This window comes from Candidatus Flexifilum breve (assembly GCF_016713355.1).
Genome location: NZ_JADJPI010000035.1, coordinates 1532968 through 1549340, shown reverse-complemented (window position 1 = coordinate 1549340; position 16373 = coordinate 1532968). Strand labels below are relative to the sequence as shown.

General features: G+C 59.0%; 15 protein-coding genes. 9 read left to right on the top strand and 6 right to left on the bottom strand.

Annotation, left to right across the window (positions count from 1 at the left end):
• Window positions 1-17: 17 nt before the first annotated feature.
• The 8 genes from IPK17_RS29585 to IPK17_RS29550 all read left to right on the top strand — a co-directional run bounded on the left by IPK17_RS29585 (window position 18) and on the right by IPK17_RS29550 (window position 9025).
• Window positions 18-962, top strand: a complete 945-nt coding sequence (locus tag IPK17_RS29585) for a carbohydrate ABC transporter permease (protein WP_343421298.1) — start codon at window positions 18-20, stop codon at window positions 960-962.
• Window positions 963-982: 20 nt separating this feature from the next.
• Window positions 983-1858, top strand: coding sequence for a carbohydrate ABC transporter permease (locus tag IPK17_RS29580; protein WP_343421297.1), 876 nt, complete (start codon window positions 983-985; stop codon window positions 1856-1858).
• 4 nt (window positions 1859-1862) lie between these two features.
• Window positions 1863-2885 carry a glycoside hydrolase family 43 protein gene (locus tag IPK17_RS29575; RefSeq protein WP_343421296.1) on the top strand — a complete coding sequence of 341 codons (1023 nt, stop codon included), beginning with the start codon at window positions 1863-1865 and terminating at the stop codon, window positions 2883-2885.
• An 86-nt stretch (window positions 2886-2971) separates the two neighbouring features.
• A complete protein-coding gene (locus IPK17_RS29570) occupies window positions 2972-4012 on the top strand; it encodes a LacI family DNA-binding transcriptional regulator (RefSeq protein WP_343421295.1) in 1041 nt (346 codons plus the stop codon).
• A 166-nt stretch (window positions 4013-4178) separates the two neighbouring features.
• Complete coding sequence (locus IPK17_RS29565; protein ID WP_343421294.1) at window positions 4179-5840, top strand: alpha-amylase family glycosyl hydrolase; 1662 nt, start codon at window positions 4179-4181, stop codon at window positions 5838-5840.
• 74 nt (window positions 5841-5914) lie between these two features.
• On the top strand, window positions 5915-7198 hold the full coding sequence (locus IPK17_RS29560) for an ABC transporter substrate-binding protein (RefSeq protein ID WP_343421293.1): 1284 nt from the start codon (window positions 5915-5917) through the stop codon (window positions 7196-7198).
• 118 nt (window positions 7199-7316) lie between these two features.
• Window positions 7317-8216, top strand: a complete 900-nt coding sequence (locus tag IPK17_RS29555) for a carbohydrate ABC transporter permease (RefSeq protein WP_343421292.1) — start codon at window positions 7317-7319, stop codon at window positions 8214-8216.
• Window positions 8213-9025 carry a carbohydrate ABC transporter permease gene (locus IPK17_RS29550; protein ID WP_343421291.1) on the top strand — a complete coding sequence of 271 codons (813 nt, stop codon included), beginning with the start codon at window positions 8213-8215 and terminating at the stop codon, window positions 9023-9025. The genes IPK17_RS29555 and IPK17_RS29550 overlap by 4 nt, the downstream gene beginning before the upstream one ends.
• A 174-nt stretch (window positions 9026-9199) precedes the next feature.
• Here IPK17_RS29550 and IPK17_RS29545 read toward each other — a convergent pair whose 3' ends face one another.
• From IPK17_RS29545 to IPK17_RS29520, 6 genes are all read right to left on the bottom strand, one after another.
• Window positions 9200-10009, bottom strand: coding sequence for an SDR family NAD(P)-dependent oxidoreductase (locus IPK17_RS29545; protein ID WP_502749313.1), 810 nt, complete (start codon window positions 10007-10009; stop codon window positions 9200-9202).
• Between the two features lie 5 nt (window positions 10010-10014).
• Window positions 10015-11055: an NAD(P)-dependent alcohol dehydrogenase gene (locus IPK17_RS29540; RefSeq protein ID WP_343421290.1), complete on the bottom strand. Its 1041-nt coding sequence runs from the start codon at window positions 11053-11055 to the stop codon at window positions 10015-10017.
• Between the two features lie 61 nt (window positions 11056-11116).
• Window positions 11117-12004 (bottom strand): DUF2160 family membrane protein, encoded by an 888-nt coding sequence (locus IPK17_RS29535; protein WP_343421289.1) that lies wholly within the window; start codon window positions 12002-12004, stop codon window positions 11117-11119.
• Between the two features lie 8 nt (window positions 12005-12012).
• Complete coding sequence (locus IPK17_RS29530) at window positions 12013-12888, bottom strand: carbohydrate ABC transporter permease (RefSeq protein ID WP_343421288.1); 876 nt, start codon at window positions 12886-12888, stop codon at window positions 12013-12015.
• 154 nt (window positions 12889-13042) lie between these two features.
• Window positions 13043-14494 (bottom strand): extracellular solute-binding protein, encoded by a 1452-nt coding sequence (locus IPK17_RS29525; protein ID WP_502749310.1) that lies wholly within the window; start codon window positions 14492-14494, stop codon window positions 13043-13045.
• A gap of 114 nt (window positions 14495-14608) precedes the next feature.
• Window positions 14609-15574 (bottom strand): sugar-binding transcriptional regulator, encoded by a 966-nt coding sequence (locus tag IPK17_RS29520; RefSeq protein ID WP_343421287.1) that lies wholly within the window; start codon window positions 15572-15574, stop codon window positions 14609-14611.
• A gap of 187 nt (window positions 15575-15761) precedes the next feature.
• Here IPK17_RS29520 and IPK17_RS29515 point away from each other — a divergent pair, with 187 nt between their 5' ends.
• Complete coding sequence (locus tag IPK17_RS29515) at window positions 15762-16370, top strand: SIS domain-containing protein (protein WP_343421286.1); 609 nt, start codon at window positions 15762-15764, stop codon at window positions 16368-16370.
• The last annotated feature ends 3 nt before the right edge of the window (window positions 16371-16373 follow it).

The window sequence follows — 16373 nt, the reverse complement described above, 5'->3', positions numbered from 1 at the left end:
TAGAAGGGACCCGATCTATGGCGGTTTCGGTCGAAACTCCAGCCACAGCAGCCCCGCTCACAGTTCGCAAACGCCGCTTCGACGCGGTGCCGTACCTGTTTGTGCTGCCGCATCTGATCTTCTTCCTCATTTTTGCCGGGTTTCCATTCGGCTTGGGTTTGGTCATCAGCCTATTTGAATATGACATTTTGCGCCCGACGGCCACGCGTTTCGTCGGCCTAGGCAATTACACCAATCTGTTTACGCCCGGTACGGTTGAATACCCCGTTTTTTGGAACTCGCTGCTCAATACCGGGGAGTTCGTCGTCCTGAGCGTGCCGCTCCTGATCGTGATCCCACTGTTCTTGGCGATGCTCCTCAACGCGAACCTGCCCGGCAAGAACATCTACCGGGCGATCTACTTCGCGCCGTGGGTCTTGTCCTCGGCGGTGGTCGGGCTGCTCGGCTTCTGGGTGTTTCAGAGTCAGGGTGGGCTGCTGAATTACTATCTGCGCGCCTTAGGGCTGGATCAGCCGCGCTGGCTTTCGACCATGCCGTGGGCGTGGTACGCGATTCTGATCGTCACGGTGTGGTGGACGAGCGGGTTCAACATGATCATTATCCTCGCGGCGCTGCAAAACATCCCGGTGGCGCTGTATGAGGCGGCCTCGATTGATGGGGCGACGTGGTGGCAGCGCTTCCGGTTTATCACGATTCCCCAACTGCGGCCCGTGCTGGTGTTCATCATCATCATCACGATCATCGCGTCGTTCAACCTGTTCGCGCAGCCGCTGTTTATGACCGGGGGTGGTCCCGCGCAATCCGGCGGCGGTGGGTCGACCGAGCCGATCATGCTGCGCATCTACACGGAGAGCTTTGTCCGCAATCGGATGGGCAGCGGCGCGGCGATGTCGTTTGTCGTGGCGACCATCATGATCGTGATCTCCTATTTCAATTTCCGCCTGTTCCGAACGCGCGAATAAAAGCGAGGTGCATGATGGCTGTGAATGCTCAGACGGAAACGCCCACCTATTCGGGTCGCAAGCGACCGCCCAATCAGCTCATCCCGCGCATACTGATCTATGCGCTGCTCACCATCATTGCCTTATTGATCATTTTGCCGCTGCTGTGGGGTTTATCGACCTCGTTCAAGCCCAAGTCGGAGTGGTTTCTCCCGCAAATCTTCTGGATTCCGCGCACCTTCACGTTGGATAACTACCAGAGCATTCTGGAAAACCCGAGCCTGCCCATCACCCGCTGGTTTTTGAACAGCGTGCTGGTCGCTTCGATCATCACCGTGCTGATTCTGGCGATCGATTCGATTGCGGCGTATGCCTATGCGCGGATGGAGTTTCCCGGCAAACGGATCCTGTTTGGGCTGCTGCTCGCCACGCTGTTTTTGCCCGGCGTGATGTTCCTTGTGCCCAACTTCCTGACGGTGACCTCACTGGGGCTGCTCAACAATTACGCGGGGGTGGTGCTCCCAGCGCTGTCGGGCGTGTTCGGCGTATTTTTCATGCGCCAATTTTTCGAGTCGCTGCCGCGCGAGCTGGAAGAGGCCGCCTTCATTGACGGCGCGACCCGCCTGCAGACCTTCCTGCTGATTGCACTGCCGCTAGCGAAGCCCGCGTTGGCCACGCTTGGGATCATCACGTTCCTCGGCGCGTGGAATGACTTCCTGTGGCCGCTGCTCGTCCTGAAAGATCGCACACTGCTGACGCTGCCGCCCGGTCTGCGGACGCTGCAAGGCGCCTATACATCGGAGTACGGCCAGATGATGGCGGGCGCGGTCATAACGTCGATTCCCGTGCTGATACTGTACCTGCTCTTGCAGCGCTATATCGTCGAAAGCGTGCAGACCACCGGGTTGAAAGGGTAGATCCATGACTCGTTTACAGCGTATAGGCTGGCTTTACGGGGTGCTGTGCCTGCTCTTGGGGCTGGCTGTCCCGCTCGCCGCGCAGTCGGATGACGAGGACACGTTCCAGAATCCCGTTATTTCCACCAACTTCCCCGACCCGTTCATTCTGGAAGTGGACGACGTGTACTATGCCTATTCCACCAATTCAAACAGCCGCAATGTGCCGTATGCGACCTCGACGGATCTCGTCAACTGGCAGGTGGGGCGCGATGCGCTGCCCGCGCTGCCCCGGTGGGTCAATCTGAATCACGCCGACGTGTGGGCGCCGGAAGTGCTGGCGCTAAGCGCGGACGAGTATGTGCTGTTCTACACCGCGCGGGATCGCTCGACGGGCAAGCAGTGCATTGGTCAGGCGACGAGCACCAGCCCGACCGGGCCGTTTCGCGATACCAACGACGGGCCAATCATCTGCCAGACGCGCGAAGGCGGTTCCATCGATCCGAGTCCGTTCCGGGATGTGGATGGATCGCTGTACCTGTATTGGAAGAATGATGGCAACTGCTGCATGATGGCGACCTATATTTACGTACAGGCGCTGTCAGCGGATGCGACCGAACTGATCGGTGACCCAGTACGTCTCGTGCGCAATGATGAGTTGTGGGAAGGGCGGGTGATCGAAGCGCCGACATTGTGGCGGCACGACGATCAGTACTATCTGTTCTATTCGGGCAACGCTTACTCGGGCGAGGCTTACGCCGTCGGCTATGCCGTGTGTGAAACCCCGGTCGGTCCGTGCACGGACGCCGAAGAGAACCCGATTCTGGCAAGCGATCTGGACAGCCGACCGCTGGTCGTCGGACCCGGACATCAAACGATCATCACGGATGATGCAGGCGAGACGTGGCTCGTGTATCACGTGTGGCAGGTGACGGATGGTGGCGCGCTGACGTCGACCCGGCAGGTGTGGCTGGATCGGCTGGAATGGGAAGACGGACGCCCATTGGTGGCAGGCCCCACCCGGGATGAGCAGCCCGCGCCGCAGTGATTCGTACAGTCTGCACAGTTTTCGCGTTGTAATGTCCACCGCTATTGACTCACTCAAAAAAGCGTGATAACTTTAGCGAAAGTCATATGCAATCGATTGCAATTATAATGGCGAAACCAAAACTGACTTTAGCTGATATTGCAAAAATGACTGGGGTGTCCACCTCAACGGTGTCACGCGCGTTGAACGACAGCCCGCTCATCAATGACGAAACCAAACAGCGAATTCAGAGCATCGCGCGGGATCATAACTACCAGATTCATCTGGGCGCGCGCAATTTTCGCCTCAAAAAGAGTTTCATCGTCGCGGTGGTCATTCCGATTGAGACCAGCGATGCGGCGACACTCACCAACCCGTTCATTCTGGAATTCATCGGGTCGGTGGGCTGCGAACTGCGCAACAATGGCTACGACCTGCTGCTGATTCAGGATCGCACCATCAGCGAACGCTATCTGCGTTCCGGTCTGGTCGATGGTTTCATCCAGCTGGGTCACGGCGATTATCCGAACCTGAACAGTGTGCCGGAAGACGTGCCGCTCGCCGTGTGGGGGCCGCCGTTTCCGGGACAGAAATACTGCACCGTGGGCATTGATAACTGGGCGCTCTCCCGCGAAGCGGTGGAACATCTGCTGCGCTTGGGGCGGCGGCGCATCGCCTTGATCACGACGCATGACCATGTCAAGGCGACGACCGAAGCAGCCAACCGTTTGCAAGGGTATCAGGAAGCGCTGCGGACTGCGGGCCTCCCGCTTGACCCGGCGCTGGTTGTGAGCACGGATTGGAACCCGGCAGCCGGGGTCGGAGCGACGCAGCAGCTTTTGCGGCAAGCGCCGGACGCTGACGCGATTTTCGTCAGCAGCGGTGACGCGATGGCGCTCGTCGTCATGGAAACCCTGCGCGAACTCAGTCGGTCAATTCCGGAAGATGTCGCCATCGTCGGTTTTGACAACAGTTCAGTTGGGGAAACGGGAGCGGTGCCCTTGACGACGGTGAGTCAGGAAATCCGGGGTCTCGGGGCGAAACTGCTGGTCGAGAGCTTGATGCAGCTCATCGATGGAAAGAAAGCGGCCACCCAAGTGATCGAGGGGAAAATTATCGTTCGGCGGTCGTGCGGTGCCGCGCTGTAAGATTATTTGCGACGATTTGCAATCGATTGCAATTTCGACGATTTGTTGAGTGTATTTGGTCGTTTCAGTGACTGTAGTCACGCTGACGTAGTTTTTGAATGTTCGCCGGAGCAGTTTTATGCCGAGTCTTGCAATCGATTGCAAAACTGAAATGGGACGAGAACCGATGTTAGTTCACCTAGATGCCGATGCACAAGTCTTCGAAGCTCCAACGGATGCTCACCCGTCTACGGCGTGGTGGCGGTCGGCGGTCTTCTACGAAGTCTACATTCGCAGCTTTCAGGACTCGAATGGTGACGGCATTGGCGATTTGCGTGGCATTGAACAGCGCTTGCCCTATTTGCAGCAGCTTGGCGTCGACGCGCTGTGGATCACGCCGTTTTACCCCAGCCCGATGGCGGATTTCGGCTACGATGTGGCCGACTATACCGCCGTCGATCCGTCCTTCGGCACGATGGCCGATTTTGATCGCTTGCTGCAGGCGGCGCATGACCGCGATATCCGCATCGTCATCGACATGGTGCTCAATCACACGTCGGATGCGCACCCGTGGTTTGCCGAATCACGCAGTTCGCGGACCAACCCCAAGCGCGACTGGTATATCTGGCGCGATGCCCAGCCGGATGGATCACCGCCCAACAACTGGACGACCTTCTTCGGCGGCAGTGCGTGGGCGTGGGATGAAACCACCCAGCAGTACTACCTGCACCTGTTCCTCGACCGCCAGCCCGATTTGAACTGGCGCAATCCCGAAGTCATTGCGGCCGTCGATGACGTGCTGCGCTTCTGGTTGGACAAGGGCATTGATGGCTTCCGGTTGGATGCCATCAACTTCCTGATCAAGCATGCGGATTTTCCCGACATGCCCGTCGTCACCAACGCGACGGGCGGCGATCTCGTGCAATATCACGTCCACGTCAATAACCAGCCGGAACTGCATCCGCTGCTGCAAAACGTGCGCCGCGTGTTGGAGTCGTATCCCGGCGAGCGCGTGCTGATCGGGGAGACGGGCACGCTCAAAGCGCCGGAACTGGCGGAGTTCTACGGAGCGGATCTCGACGAAATCCACCTGCCGATGATTGTGCTGCCGCTGCATACGCCGTGGCAGGCCGCAGCGATGCGCCAATGCCTGCTGGAGTTCTATGCGGGACTTCCGCCCGGCGCGACACCGCACTTTGTCTTCAGCAACCATGATGACAAACGCCTGATCACGCGCTATGGCTACGAGCAGCACCGCTCGATTGCCGTACTGCTGCTCACGCTGCTCGGCTCGCCGATTCTGTACTACGGTGATGAGATCGCCATGTGCGACATGTTTATTCCGCTGGAAAAGCGGGTAGATACAGCCGGGCTGATCGATCCCGACACGTATCCGGGGCGCGACCCGAACCGGACGCCGATGCAGTGGGACGCCAGCCAACACGCTGGTTTCACGCCGGACACGGTCGAGCCGTGGCTGCCCGTCAATGAGAACCGCAGCACGATTAATGTCGCAGTTCAGGCGGCGGCGCCCGACTCTACGCTCACGTTCTATACCACGCTGCTGCACCTGCGGCGTGACTCCCGCGCGCTGCGTGTAGGCAGCATCCAATTTTTAGAGGAGACGGGTGATGTCCTCGCCTACGTTCGCACGTCTGGCGACGAGCGCCTGCTGATCGCGATCAATTTCGGCAGCGGCTCCCCCATCCTCGATCTGTCCGAACTGGCAGATCAAGCTCACTGTGTGCTCTCCAGCACGCTGCAGCGTCCGGACGCTGTGGCGCTTGCTGCGGTGGCTCTCAATGCCTATGAGAGTGTGGTATTCAAACTCGGCGCAGGCGGCACGTAGCCACATACGTCAGTTTGAAGTCGGTTTTCTGTTTAGGTCTTGCATCGAACCAGGATTTTTTGAAAGGCAATCTGATGACCAATAATGTACGTCGTACGGTATTCGTTCTGTTCATTCTGCTGCTCACGTTGAGCGTCGCCGCTGTTCAGGCTCAGGATCGCGTGCAGGTGACGATCCTTGGCACCATCAAGCCGGAAATTGCCGAACCGTTCACCGAAGCGGTCGCCGCTTACAATGCGGCTCAGACGCAGTATGAAGTCGTGGTGATCCCGCGGGATGGCGACCCGGTGCAGATGATGACGTCGCTGTCGGCCTCGGGCAACATGCCAACCATCAACAACATGGGGCAAGAATTCGGCCTGTTCAAGGATACGCTGTGCGATGTCACCGACACGACGTTCTCACAGCACGCCTTCCCCGGCACGCAGTCGGATGTGACCATCGACGGTAAGGTGTACGGCATGCCGATCACCATCGAAGCCTTCGGTCTGCTCTACAATCAGGCAGTTCTCGACGAAGCGGTCGGCGGCACGTTTGACCCCGCGACCATCACCACCCGGTCGGCGCTGGCGGAACTGCTGGCGGCGGTCGATGCGCTCGACAGCACGCAGGCGGCCATCCATCTCTCCGGTCTCGATTGGTCGCTCGGCGCGCACTTCACCAACGTCCTGTTCACCGACCAGTCGGCGGATGCGGCGGAACGCGTGGCCTTCATCGACGCACTGAAGGATGGCAGCTCGGACCTCGCCAACAACGAAGTTTTCAACGGCTGGGCGGACACGCTCGACCTGCTGATGCAGTACAACCAGAACGCGCCCTCGCCGTTAGCTCCCACCTACGATGACGGTGTGCTGGCGCTGGGCTTGGGCGATGTTGGCTTCTGGTTCATGGGCAACTGGGCACTGCCGAACCTGTTCGAAATGAACCCGGATGTTGACTTCGGCATCCTGCCCGTCCCCGTGAGCGATGATGCGGCCACCTACGGCAACACCGCGATTTCGATTGGTGTGCCGTCGAACCTCGTGATCGACTGCGCGCAGTCCTCGCCGGAAGAGCAGGCGGGCGCCATCGACTTCCTGAACTGGTTCGTCACCGACCCGGTTGGTCAGGACTTCTGGGTGAATCGCTTCAACTTCCTGCCCGTCTACGACACCTTCGAAATTCAGCCGCAGGACGCGATGTCGCAGCAGATTCTGCAGTACGCTGCCGATGGTCTGAGCCTCCAGTGGATGAACAACCTGTATCCGGCGGGCGGCTGGCAGGCGATGGGCGCGTCGATGCAGAAGTATGTCGTGGGTCAGATTGACCGCGCTGCGCTGGCGGCGGAACTCGAAGCCTACTGGCAGAGCGTTGAGTAGCCCACGCTGACTCCCTAAATAACAAAGTCGGGGAGCGCCGCACAGGCCGCTCCCCGACCTCACCCCACCACGCCCAGAGCTCAGATCGTCAAGCTCGGAGCCGAGAGGAACTGAACCCGTGTATATCGAGAAAACCTTCGCGCAGAAGCTGCGCACTTTCCTAACCTTTGCCGCTTTCCCGTTATTTGCCTTCACTATTGTGCTCGTGATCCCGTTTCTGGTTGGCGTGTTTCTCTCGTTCACCGATTGGAACGGCATTCAAGCGATCGATTCGTTTGACTACAACTGGATCGGCCTGACCAATTTCACGCAGGCGCTCAACGATCCAACATATATGAGTACGTTGGGCATGACGGTGGCCTATGTGATCTCGGTGGTCATTTTCACCAACGTGATCGGTTTTCTCGTCGCCGTGCTGGTCACATCGAATTTGCCCGCGCGCAACTTCTTCCGCGCCGCCTTCTTCGTCCCCAACCTCATTGGCGGCGTGATCCTCGGGTTCATCTGGCAGTTCATCTTCTCGACGTTCCTCACGCGGGTGGGCGACATTCTCGGCATTCCCGCCCTCCAGTTTTCGTGGCTGGTGGAGACGGACAAAGCGTTCATCGCGCTGGTGATCGTCGGCGTGTGGCAGCTTTCTGGCTATATGATGCTCATTTATATTGCCGGGCTGGTCAACATTCCTGATGAAGTCATCGAAGCCGCCCGCATTGACGGGGCAAATACCGTGCAGCAGATGACGCAAATCAAAATTCCGCTGATGGTGCAGGCGTTTACGATCAGCATCTTTTTGACGCTGCGCAACAGCTTTATGGTGTTTGATGTCAATCTGTCGCTGACCAGAGGCGGGCCGTTCCGCTCGACCGAAATGGCGACGCTGCACATCTACAACGAATCCTTCATCAGCCAGCATTTCGGCCCAGCGCAGGCGCAGGCCATCATTCTGTTCGCCATTGTCGCCGTGGTGGCGACGACGCAGGTGCTGATTTCCAAGCGTTTGGAGAGCCGGTCGCTATGAAGCTGACGAAATATGGCAGTTTGGCTGCCGCTGTCTTTCTGGCCTTGTTCTATCTGTTTCCGTTCGCCGTGGTGCTGATGAACGCCTTCAAAGGGCGCGTCGACGTGCTGCGCGACCCGCTGGCGCTGCCGAAGAGCCTGGACTTCACTAACTTTGCTGACGCGTTCACCCGCATGAACTACAGCACGACGTTCATGAACACGCTGATCGTGACGGTGCTGTCCATCGCCATCCTGACGATTTTCCCGTCGATGCTCGCCTACTACCTAGCGCGCTTTGACAACCGCGCGACCAAAATCATCTTCATTCTGTTGGTGGTGTCCATGATCGTGCCGTTTCAGGCGCTGATGATCCCGTTTGCCAGCATCTACGGTCGCTTGAACCTGCTGAACAACCGCTGGTCGCTGATCTTCTTCTATCTGGGCTTTGGCGTGAGCTTGTCGACGTTCCTGTATCATGGCTTCATTCGGACGATCCCCATGGCGCTGGATGAATCGGCGGCGATTGAAGGGGCGAACAAGTTCCAGATTTTCTGGAAGATCATCTTCCCAATTCTGCGCCCCACCACGGCGACGATCATCATCCTCAATGCGCTCTGGATTTGGAATGACTACCTGCTGCCGTCGCTGGTCTTGTTCATCAATGACCGGACCCTGCCGCTGTCGACCTATTCGTTCTATGGGCAGTACACGAGCGACTATGGCGTGGCGATGGCCGGGTTGATCCTGTCGATCACACCGGTGATCCTGTTCTACCTGTTTATGCAGCGGAACATCCTCAAGGGGATTGCCGACGGCGCGGTGAAATAGGCGACGTTCAGCGAAAACACATGTTTTTCGTAGGGACGCAATTCATTGCGTCCGTGGCGTTCGACCCCACCCCCGGCCCCTCCCCGAATTCAGGGAGGGGAGCCAACAGCGCTCGCAGCGCCCCCTCTCCCACGCAAGCGGGGAGAGGGGTTTTTGAATGCCTCCACGCGAGAGCTACCAGGCGCAGTAACCGCCATCGATGATGATGTCGCTGCCCGTCACGTAATCCGACGCTTCGGACGCGAGGTAGACCGCCGCGCCCTGCAGATCGGTGACTTCCGCCATCTTCTTCATGGGGATGAGCGACATCCACACCGGGTACACTTCCTTGCCGAGCGGCGTCGCCAGCAGGTCATCAACTAACTGCGTGCGCGTGTAGCCGGGGCTGATGCTGTTCACGCGGACGCCGAGCGGTGCCCATTCCGCCGCGAGACTGCGTGTCAGATGCAGCACACCCGCTTTGCTCGTGTTGTAGGCCGATTGCTTCTGCGGATAGTTCGAAATCCAGCCGGACATCGACGCCGTATTGATAATCTTGCCGTAGCCCGCCGGGATCATGACGCGCCCGGCGGCCTGTGAGCACAGAAACACGCCCTTGAGGTTGATGTCGATCATGCGATCCCAGTCCGCTTCGGACATCTCATCCGCGCCGACCCATTGACCGATGCCCGCGTTATTCACGCCGATCGTGATTTTGCCCCATTCGGCGACGATCTTGTCGATCATCGCTTTGACGTCGTCGGGCTTGGTGACATCAGCTTTGATCGCCATGGCTTTGACGCCTTTGGCGACCAATTCCTGCGCGGTCTCTTCGGCTTTCTGCAGCGAGACATCGACGAGCGCGACCGATGCGCCCGCTTCGGCGAAGGCGTGCGCGAAGGCGCGGCCAATGCCCTGCGCGCCGCCGGTGATATAGGCGGTCTTGCCGGTGAGCATGAACCGTTCGAGGATCGGTTTGGCGTTGCTGAGTGCGTCAGTCATCATGTCCTCTAGTCGTTGGCGACGATAATCTGCACTTTGACGGACGTCGCGGGCATGTGCGCGGCGTAGTCAAACGCCTTGATGCTGTCCGCGAAGCCAAACGTGTCGGTGATCAACGGTTTGACGTCCAGCTTGCCGCTGCCCATCAACGCCAGCGCGCGCGGATACACATGCGCGTAGCGGAAGACATGTTCGACACGCGCTTCTTTCACCGACGCCGCGACCACATCATACGGAATCGGCTTGGCAGGCAGACCGACATACACGACACAGCCTCCCGGCGCGAGCGGTTCAAACACGCCCGCCGACGCGCGTTCGTTGCCGCTGGCTTCAAACACGATATCCGCGCCCCAACCATCGGTCAGCTTGTTGACCACGTCGACGAGGCTTTCCTTCGCCACGTTGACCGGGGTGATCGGGCCGAGCTTCGCCGCGAGATCGAGCTTAGGCTGCACCACGTCGCTGATGATGATCTGGCTGCACCCGCCCGCCAGCGCCGCCAGCGCGGTCAGCACGCCGATGGGGCCAGCGCCCATCACGACGGCCACATCGCCGGGGCGAATCTTCGCTTTGTTGGCGGCGTGCATGCCGACGGCCAACGGTTCAACCATCGCGCCTTCAGCATAGCTGATATTTTCCGGCAGCTTGAAGGTGAACGCGGCAGGGTGCACCACTGAGGGACGCAGCACACCGTGGATCGGCGGGGTGGCCCAGAAGCGCACTGCCGGGTCGAGGTTGTAAATGCCGAGGCGGGTGGCCTTGCTGTTGGGGTCGGGGATGCCGGGTTCCATGCACACGCGGTCGCCGATCTTGAAGTTGGTCACTTCCGCGCCCAGTTCGGTGATCACACCCGAGGCTTCGTGGCCGAGCACCATCGGCGCGCGGACGACAAAGTGCCCAATCGCGCCATTCTCATAGTAGTGAACATCGCTGCCACAGACGCCGACCGTGCGCAGCGCGATACGCACATCATGCAGGCCGAGCGGTTCGTCCAATGTGATGTCCCGGATTTGGAGTTCATGTTGTTTTTCGAGTACTAACGCTTCCATGTTATTACACCCTTTTTTGGAAGATTGTGCTGCGTATTCTGGTGCGGATCACGGACAGTCGTCACCCTTTCCAGATGATAAAAATGCCCAACACGACCGAGATCAGCGTGGCGATCTCAATCGGCAAAAACGCCTCGACAAAGCGCATCCACAGCAGATGAATGGCGACGAGCAGCACGATGCTGATGAAGACGCGGTCAAACGTGTTCGCGTTGATCGGCAGGAAACCTTTGCGCTCGCTGATGGTGCGGGCGCGGAACGAGGTGAGCGTCGCGGCGAACAGATACTCATTCCACGCGAAGATCCAACTGAGGATGGCGGTGACGGCGAGGCCGGGCGCGGCCAGCGGCAGGATGATCATGCGGATCACCCCAAAAGTTGTCGCGCCATCGACGAATGCCGCTTCGTCCATCTCAATCGGGATGCCGTCCATGATGCCCTTCATCAGCCAGATGGCAAACGGCAGGTTGAACACGCAGTACAGCATGATGAGGCCGAAGTGTGTGTCATACAGCGTGAAATTGAGGCTGCCCAATTTGACATTGGTCACCTGCGTGAACATCAGGAAGAGCGGCAGCAGGAAGGCAGCCGGGGGAGCCATACGGTTGGTGATCGTCCAGAAGAAGATGTTATCGCTGCCCGAGAGCTTGTAGCGGGAGAGGGCGTAAGTCGCCAGCAGCGCCAGCAGCGTGACCAGGAGCGCGTTCCCGGTCGACACGATCAGCGAATTGACCATGTAACCCTGAAACGTGCGGTCGGTGATCACGTTGGTATAGTTTTGCGTGAAAAACGAGTTGATGATGAGCGTCGGCGCGTTGAACAGCTCGACACGACTGCGGGCAGACACGACAATCATCCACCACACGGGCACGACCGTGAAAATGGTCGCCAGAATCCAGACCACGTAGGTGGGGACATAACTTAGGGCCTTGCGGAGTGTCTTGCTCATGTTTTTGCTCAGTTATTGCGCCGGACTTGCGTTAGCGAGACGAACAACAGCCAGCAGGCGACAATCGTCAGGTACAGCGTGAGCAGTGACATCGCCGAGCCGTAACCATAATCGGTCTGCGGGAAAACCACGCGGAAGATGTGAATGCCCAGCGTGCGCGTCGAGGTGCCGGGGCCGCCGCCGTTCGTCAGCATGTTGATCTCGTCGACGGTGCGCAGCGCGTCCATTACGCGGATGAAGACGGTCGTCAAAATCACCGGGCGCATGAGCGGCAGGGTGATATGCCGGAAGATTTGCCAGCGGTTCGCGCCGTCAACCTGCGCCGCCTCGACCGGTTCGCGGGGCAGGGCGGTTAAGCCCGCCAACATCGTCAGCGTGACGAACGGCGTCCAGTGCCAGATATCCATGATCAGGATCGACAGGAATGCCTGATCCGCGCTGGTGCCGATGTTGAAGCTGAGGTCAAACCAGCGGTCGAGAAAATACGGGATTGGCCCGAACCCGGGGATGGTCATCAAGCGCCAGATCGCGCCGACAGCGATGGGGGCGATCATCAGCGGGATAGTGTGGATGATGCGAAACAGCGTTTTGCCGAAGAAGTCGCGCGCCAGCAGGTTGGCGAGGAAGAATCCGATGATGAGTTCAGAGAAGACCGCGAAGAGGGTGAAGCGGATGGTGACGCCGAGCGCGTTCAAAAATAGTTCATCAAAGACGAGCGAGCGGTAGTTCTGCACGCCAATGTATTGGATGGTATCGCGCGCGGCGAACGGGTTCCAGTCGTTAAAGCCGACGATCAGCACATAAATGAACGGGAACAGGCCGAAGATGAACATAATCAGCAGAGTTGGGGACAGCAGCAGCCATCCGGTCCGACTTCGCCGCATAGAAGCTCCTTTATCGCTCAGAAAAAAGACTATTTCAGTGCCCTATGCGGTAAGCTGCGAGCAGGACTTACCTAATGGAGCAAATCATCTAAAACCAAACAGGTGGCGCGACCCAAAGATCGCGCCACCCCTAGACACTAGAACAGGCTAACCGTTAGCTGCCATACCCGAGGCTGATGAGTTCAGCTTCGGCGGCGGCGGCCGCACCATCGAGGGCTTCTGCCGCCGTGATTTCGCCAGCGATCGCCTGATAGATGAACGGCGCAACCGCTTCACGAACCTGCGGGTGGAAGGGGAACGGCGGGGCACCCGCGAACAGGTAGCCCTGATCCTGCATCAGGCTGTAGTAGCCATTGGTCGCTTCGTCCATCGCGACGACCAGCGGATCATCATAGGTCGGTTCCATGACGATACGGGAGGACGCTGCCGCCCATTCCGCCTGAACTGACGGCAGACCGACGAACTGCAGCCACAGGAGCGACGCCTGCTGGTTCTGCGAGGAGACGGGCAGACCGAACGCGCCACCATCGTAGTAGCCGATATAGCCGGTGTCGGCTTCCGCCGCTTCCATCACGCCTTCGGCGACCGGGGGCAGCGCCACACCGACATTGCCGACCACGTTGGAACGGGTCGCATCCGTCGCGATCCACGCCGCGTTTTCACCGTAGACCAGACCCTGAGCCGCGCGACCCGCTGCGAACGAGGCCGCGACTTCGTCCCACGTGCTGCTGGTGGATTCCGGCGGCGCGTACTGGAGGTTGTTCAGCCACCACGCCAGCGCTTCCTTGGCCGCATCACTGTTCATCTGGCCGCCATTTTCAACCGAGGCCTTCCAGGTTTCCTGGTTGATGCCCCAGTTGTACACGCCGAAGGTCGGAGCGACCGATTCAAAGAATTCATAGAACGACGACGGGTGACCGGACGCGGCCTGCACCGTGGTGCCCCACAGGTCGAGGTCGTTGGCTTCGCCGTAGGCGGTGAAGAAGGCGGCGATGTCCGCATACTGCTGGTGCGTGGTCGCCGGGGCGAGCGGGTAGCCATATTCGGCTTCGAAGGCGGCCGCGATGTCCGCGTTTTCGAACAGGTCGGTGCGATACAGGTAAATCTTCACGAAGGCTTCCATCGGCATGCCGAAGACGTGGCCTTCGTCATTCTTGAAGTAGTCGACGAACGTTGTGAAGTTGTCGAAGCTGAATTCGGGCGCGGCGAGTTCCGGGTTGTCTGCCAGAGCCTGCGTCATGTCGACGAGGTACTCATTCGCCAGATACCCATAGATGATGTCCTGTTCGATGTACACGAAGTCATACAGACCCGTGCCCGCTTCCATGTCGCGGATCGCCTTGTCGTACATCTGATCCCACGACGTGGTTTCGAGTTCGACGTTGATGCCCGTCAGTTCGGTGAACTGGGGCGCGAGCACGTCCTTGACATAGTTCGACGCCGGGGTGCTTTCCGAAACGCCACGCAGGGTCACGCCTGCGAACTGTGCGCCCGCTTCTGCCCACCAGGCCGACGTATCATCTTGCGCGCTGGTCAGCGACGCGCCGACGAGCAGCGCGAAGACCATCACGAGTACCGCTAACCGACTCCAATGTGTAGTACGCATAATCTTAAACTCCAAGAAGTCTAACCATACACAAGTAAATGCTGCCGAAAACCGCTGATGTCTGTCCGTCTATCACCCCCTTAACACTGTCTCGATTTCACCATCATCCAAGCGTCAGGTTCCTGCCTTGCGCTTTTCGATGCGTTCCAGAATGCCACGAGCGGCGGTCGCATCGGTGATGAGCACGTTGAAGAAATGCCCCCGTAGCCCGCCTAAAATCGCCTCGATCTTGCTTACACCACCGGCGACCGCAATCGAGAGCTGCTTTGTGTAAACGTTTTCAAGGTTAATCGCAATCGACCGCTCACTGATCTCCGGGAAGCACAGCACGCCGTCGGCGTCGTAGGCATGCCCTAATATTTCGCCCACTGCGCCTCGTTTTTGAATGACTTCCAGCAGATCCTTGCCAAAATAACCTTGGCGATACGGTGTAGAGAATTCGGTGATCAAGCCGATGCCGAGGAGAACGATATTGGCTGCATTGCCGAGTTCCAGCGCCGCGGCGACACCCGAGTCGTTGAGGAGCGCGAGCTTGATGTCGGCGGTATCGACGAAACGGGGTGCGGGCAGCAGTACGGTGCGCGCGCCCAGCGCCTGCCCGATGAGCATCACGGTCAGGTCGACGTTCGGCTTGTTAATGTTGCTTGGCGCGCTCCCCGTGAGGCTGACGACCGTCAGGTCGCGGAAGGGACTCGGTTTCATGCGCAGGGCGCACTCATAGAGCGTCGTGCTGCCAGAGGGCAAGCCGAGAATGTCGCCGTCGTGCAGTTGGGCGTGCAAATAGTGCGCGGTCGCTTCGCCCATCGCCGCCTTGATCATCTCGTCATCGTCGTCGATGGCCGCAACGACCACCGCTTCTTTGAGGCCGAAAGCTGCTTCCAGCCGCAGTTCAAGGTCAGCGACGTAGGCGAACGGTTGCACGATTTCGACGCGCACCAGACCAAGTTCGTTGGCGCGCTGGAGCAATCGACCGACGGTTTGACGCGATAGACCGACCCGCTGTGCAATTTCGGATTGGAGAAGCTGATGTTTGTAATAAAGAGTCGCCACTCTCACGAGCTGCCGCGTATCTTCATTCAAAGCCAACTGTTCCAAGAATTCTAAATTTACGAATTTTGATTATGGTCATATGCTCAGTGTTTGAGCATGGGTTACAAGACTCAGTGTAGCGAAATCCAATTTCGGTGTCAAGAACTTTTGTTACACAATATTCCTCGTCGCTGTAATCTTGGTAAAAGGTTATAAGGGAAGATACGGGAGACAAATTATGGATGATCAGAACATACTTTTTGCGGCGCGGCAGATCATTCAACGTGAAGCTGAGGTGGTGGCCGCGCTGGCACAGCAGCTCGATGCCGCCTTCATCGCTGCCGTGCGCGTGCTGCTCGCGTGCGATGGCCATGTATTGGTAACAGGCGTCGGCACGTCGGGCGCGGTGGCGCGGCGGTTGGCACATCTGCTCACCTGCTGTGGTACGCCCGCGCTCTACCTGCACCCCGGCGACGCGCAGCACGGTATGGCCGGCGCGATCACCGCGAAGAACGTCGTGATCGCCCTCTCCAAAGGGGGCGAGAGCGCGGAGATCACCTTTGTCGTGACCTATGCGCGGCAGCAAGGCGCGCAGGTGATCGCCATCACCGAACAGCCGGAGTCGACGCTGGGCAAACTGGCGGATGTTGCCCTGATTATCCACACGCCCCCCGCTGCAGACCAGCTCAACTATATTGCGACCGGAAGTTCGCTCGCCGTCGCGGCGGTCGGCGATGCGTTGTGTGGTCTGCTGCTGCGACTGCGCGGGCGCACGCTCGATGCGTTCGCGGCGACCCATCCCGGCGGCGCGGTCGGGCAGACGTTGTTGGGGAAGCCCGAGGAATAGCTG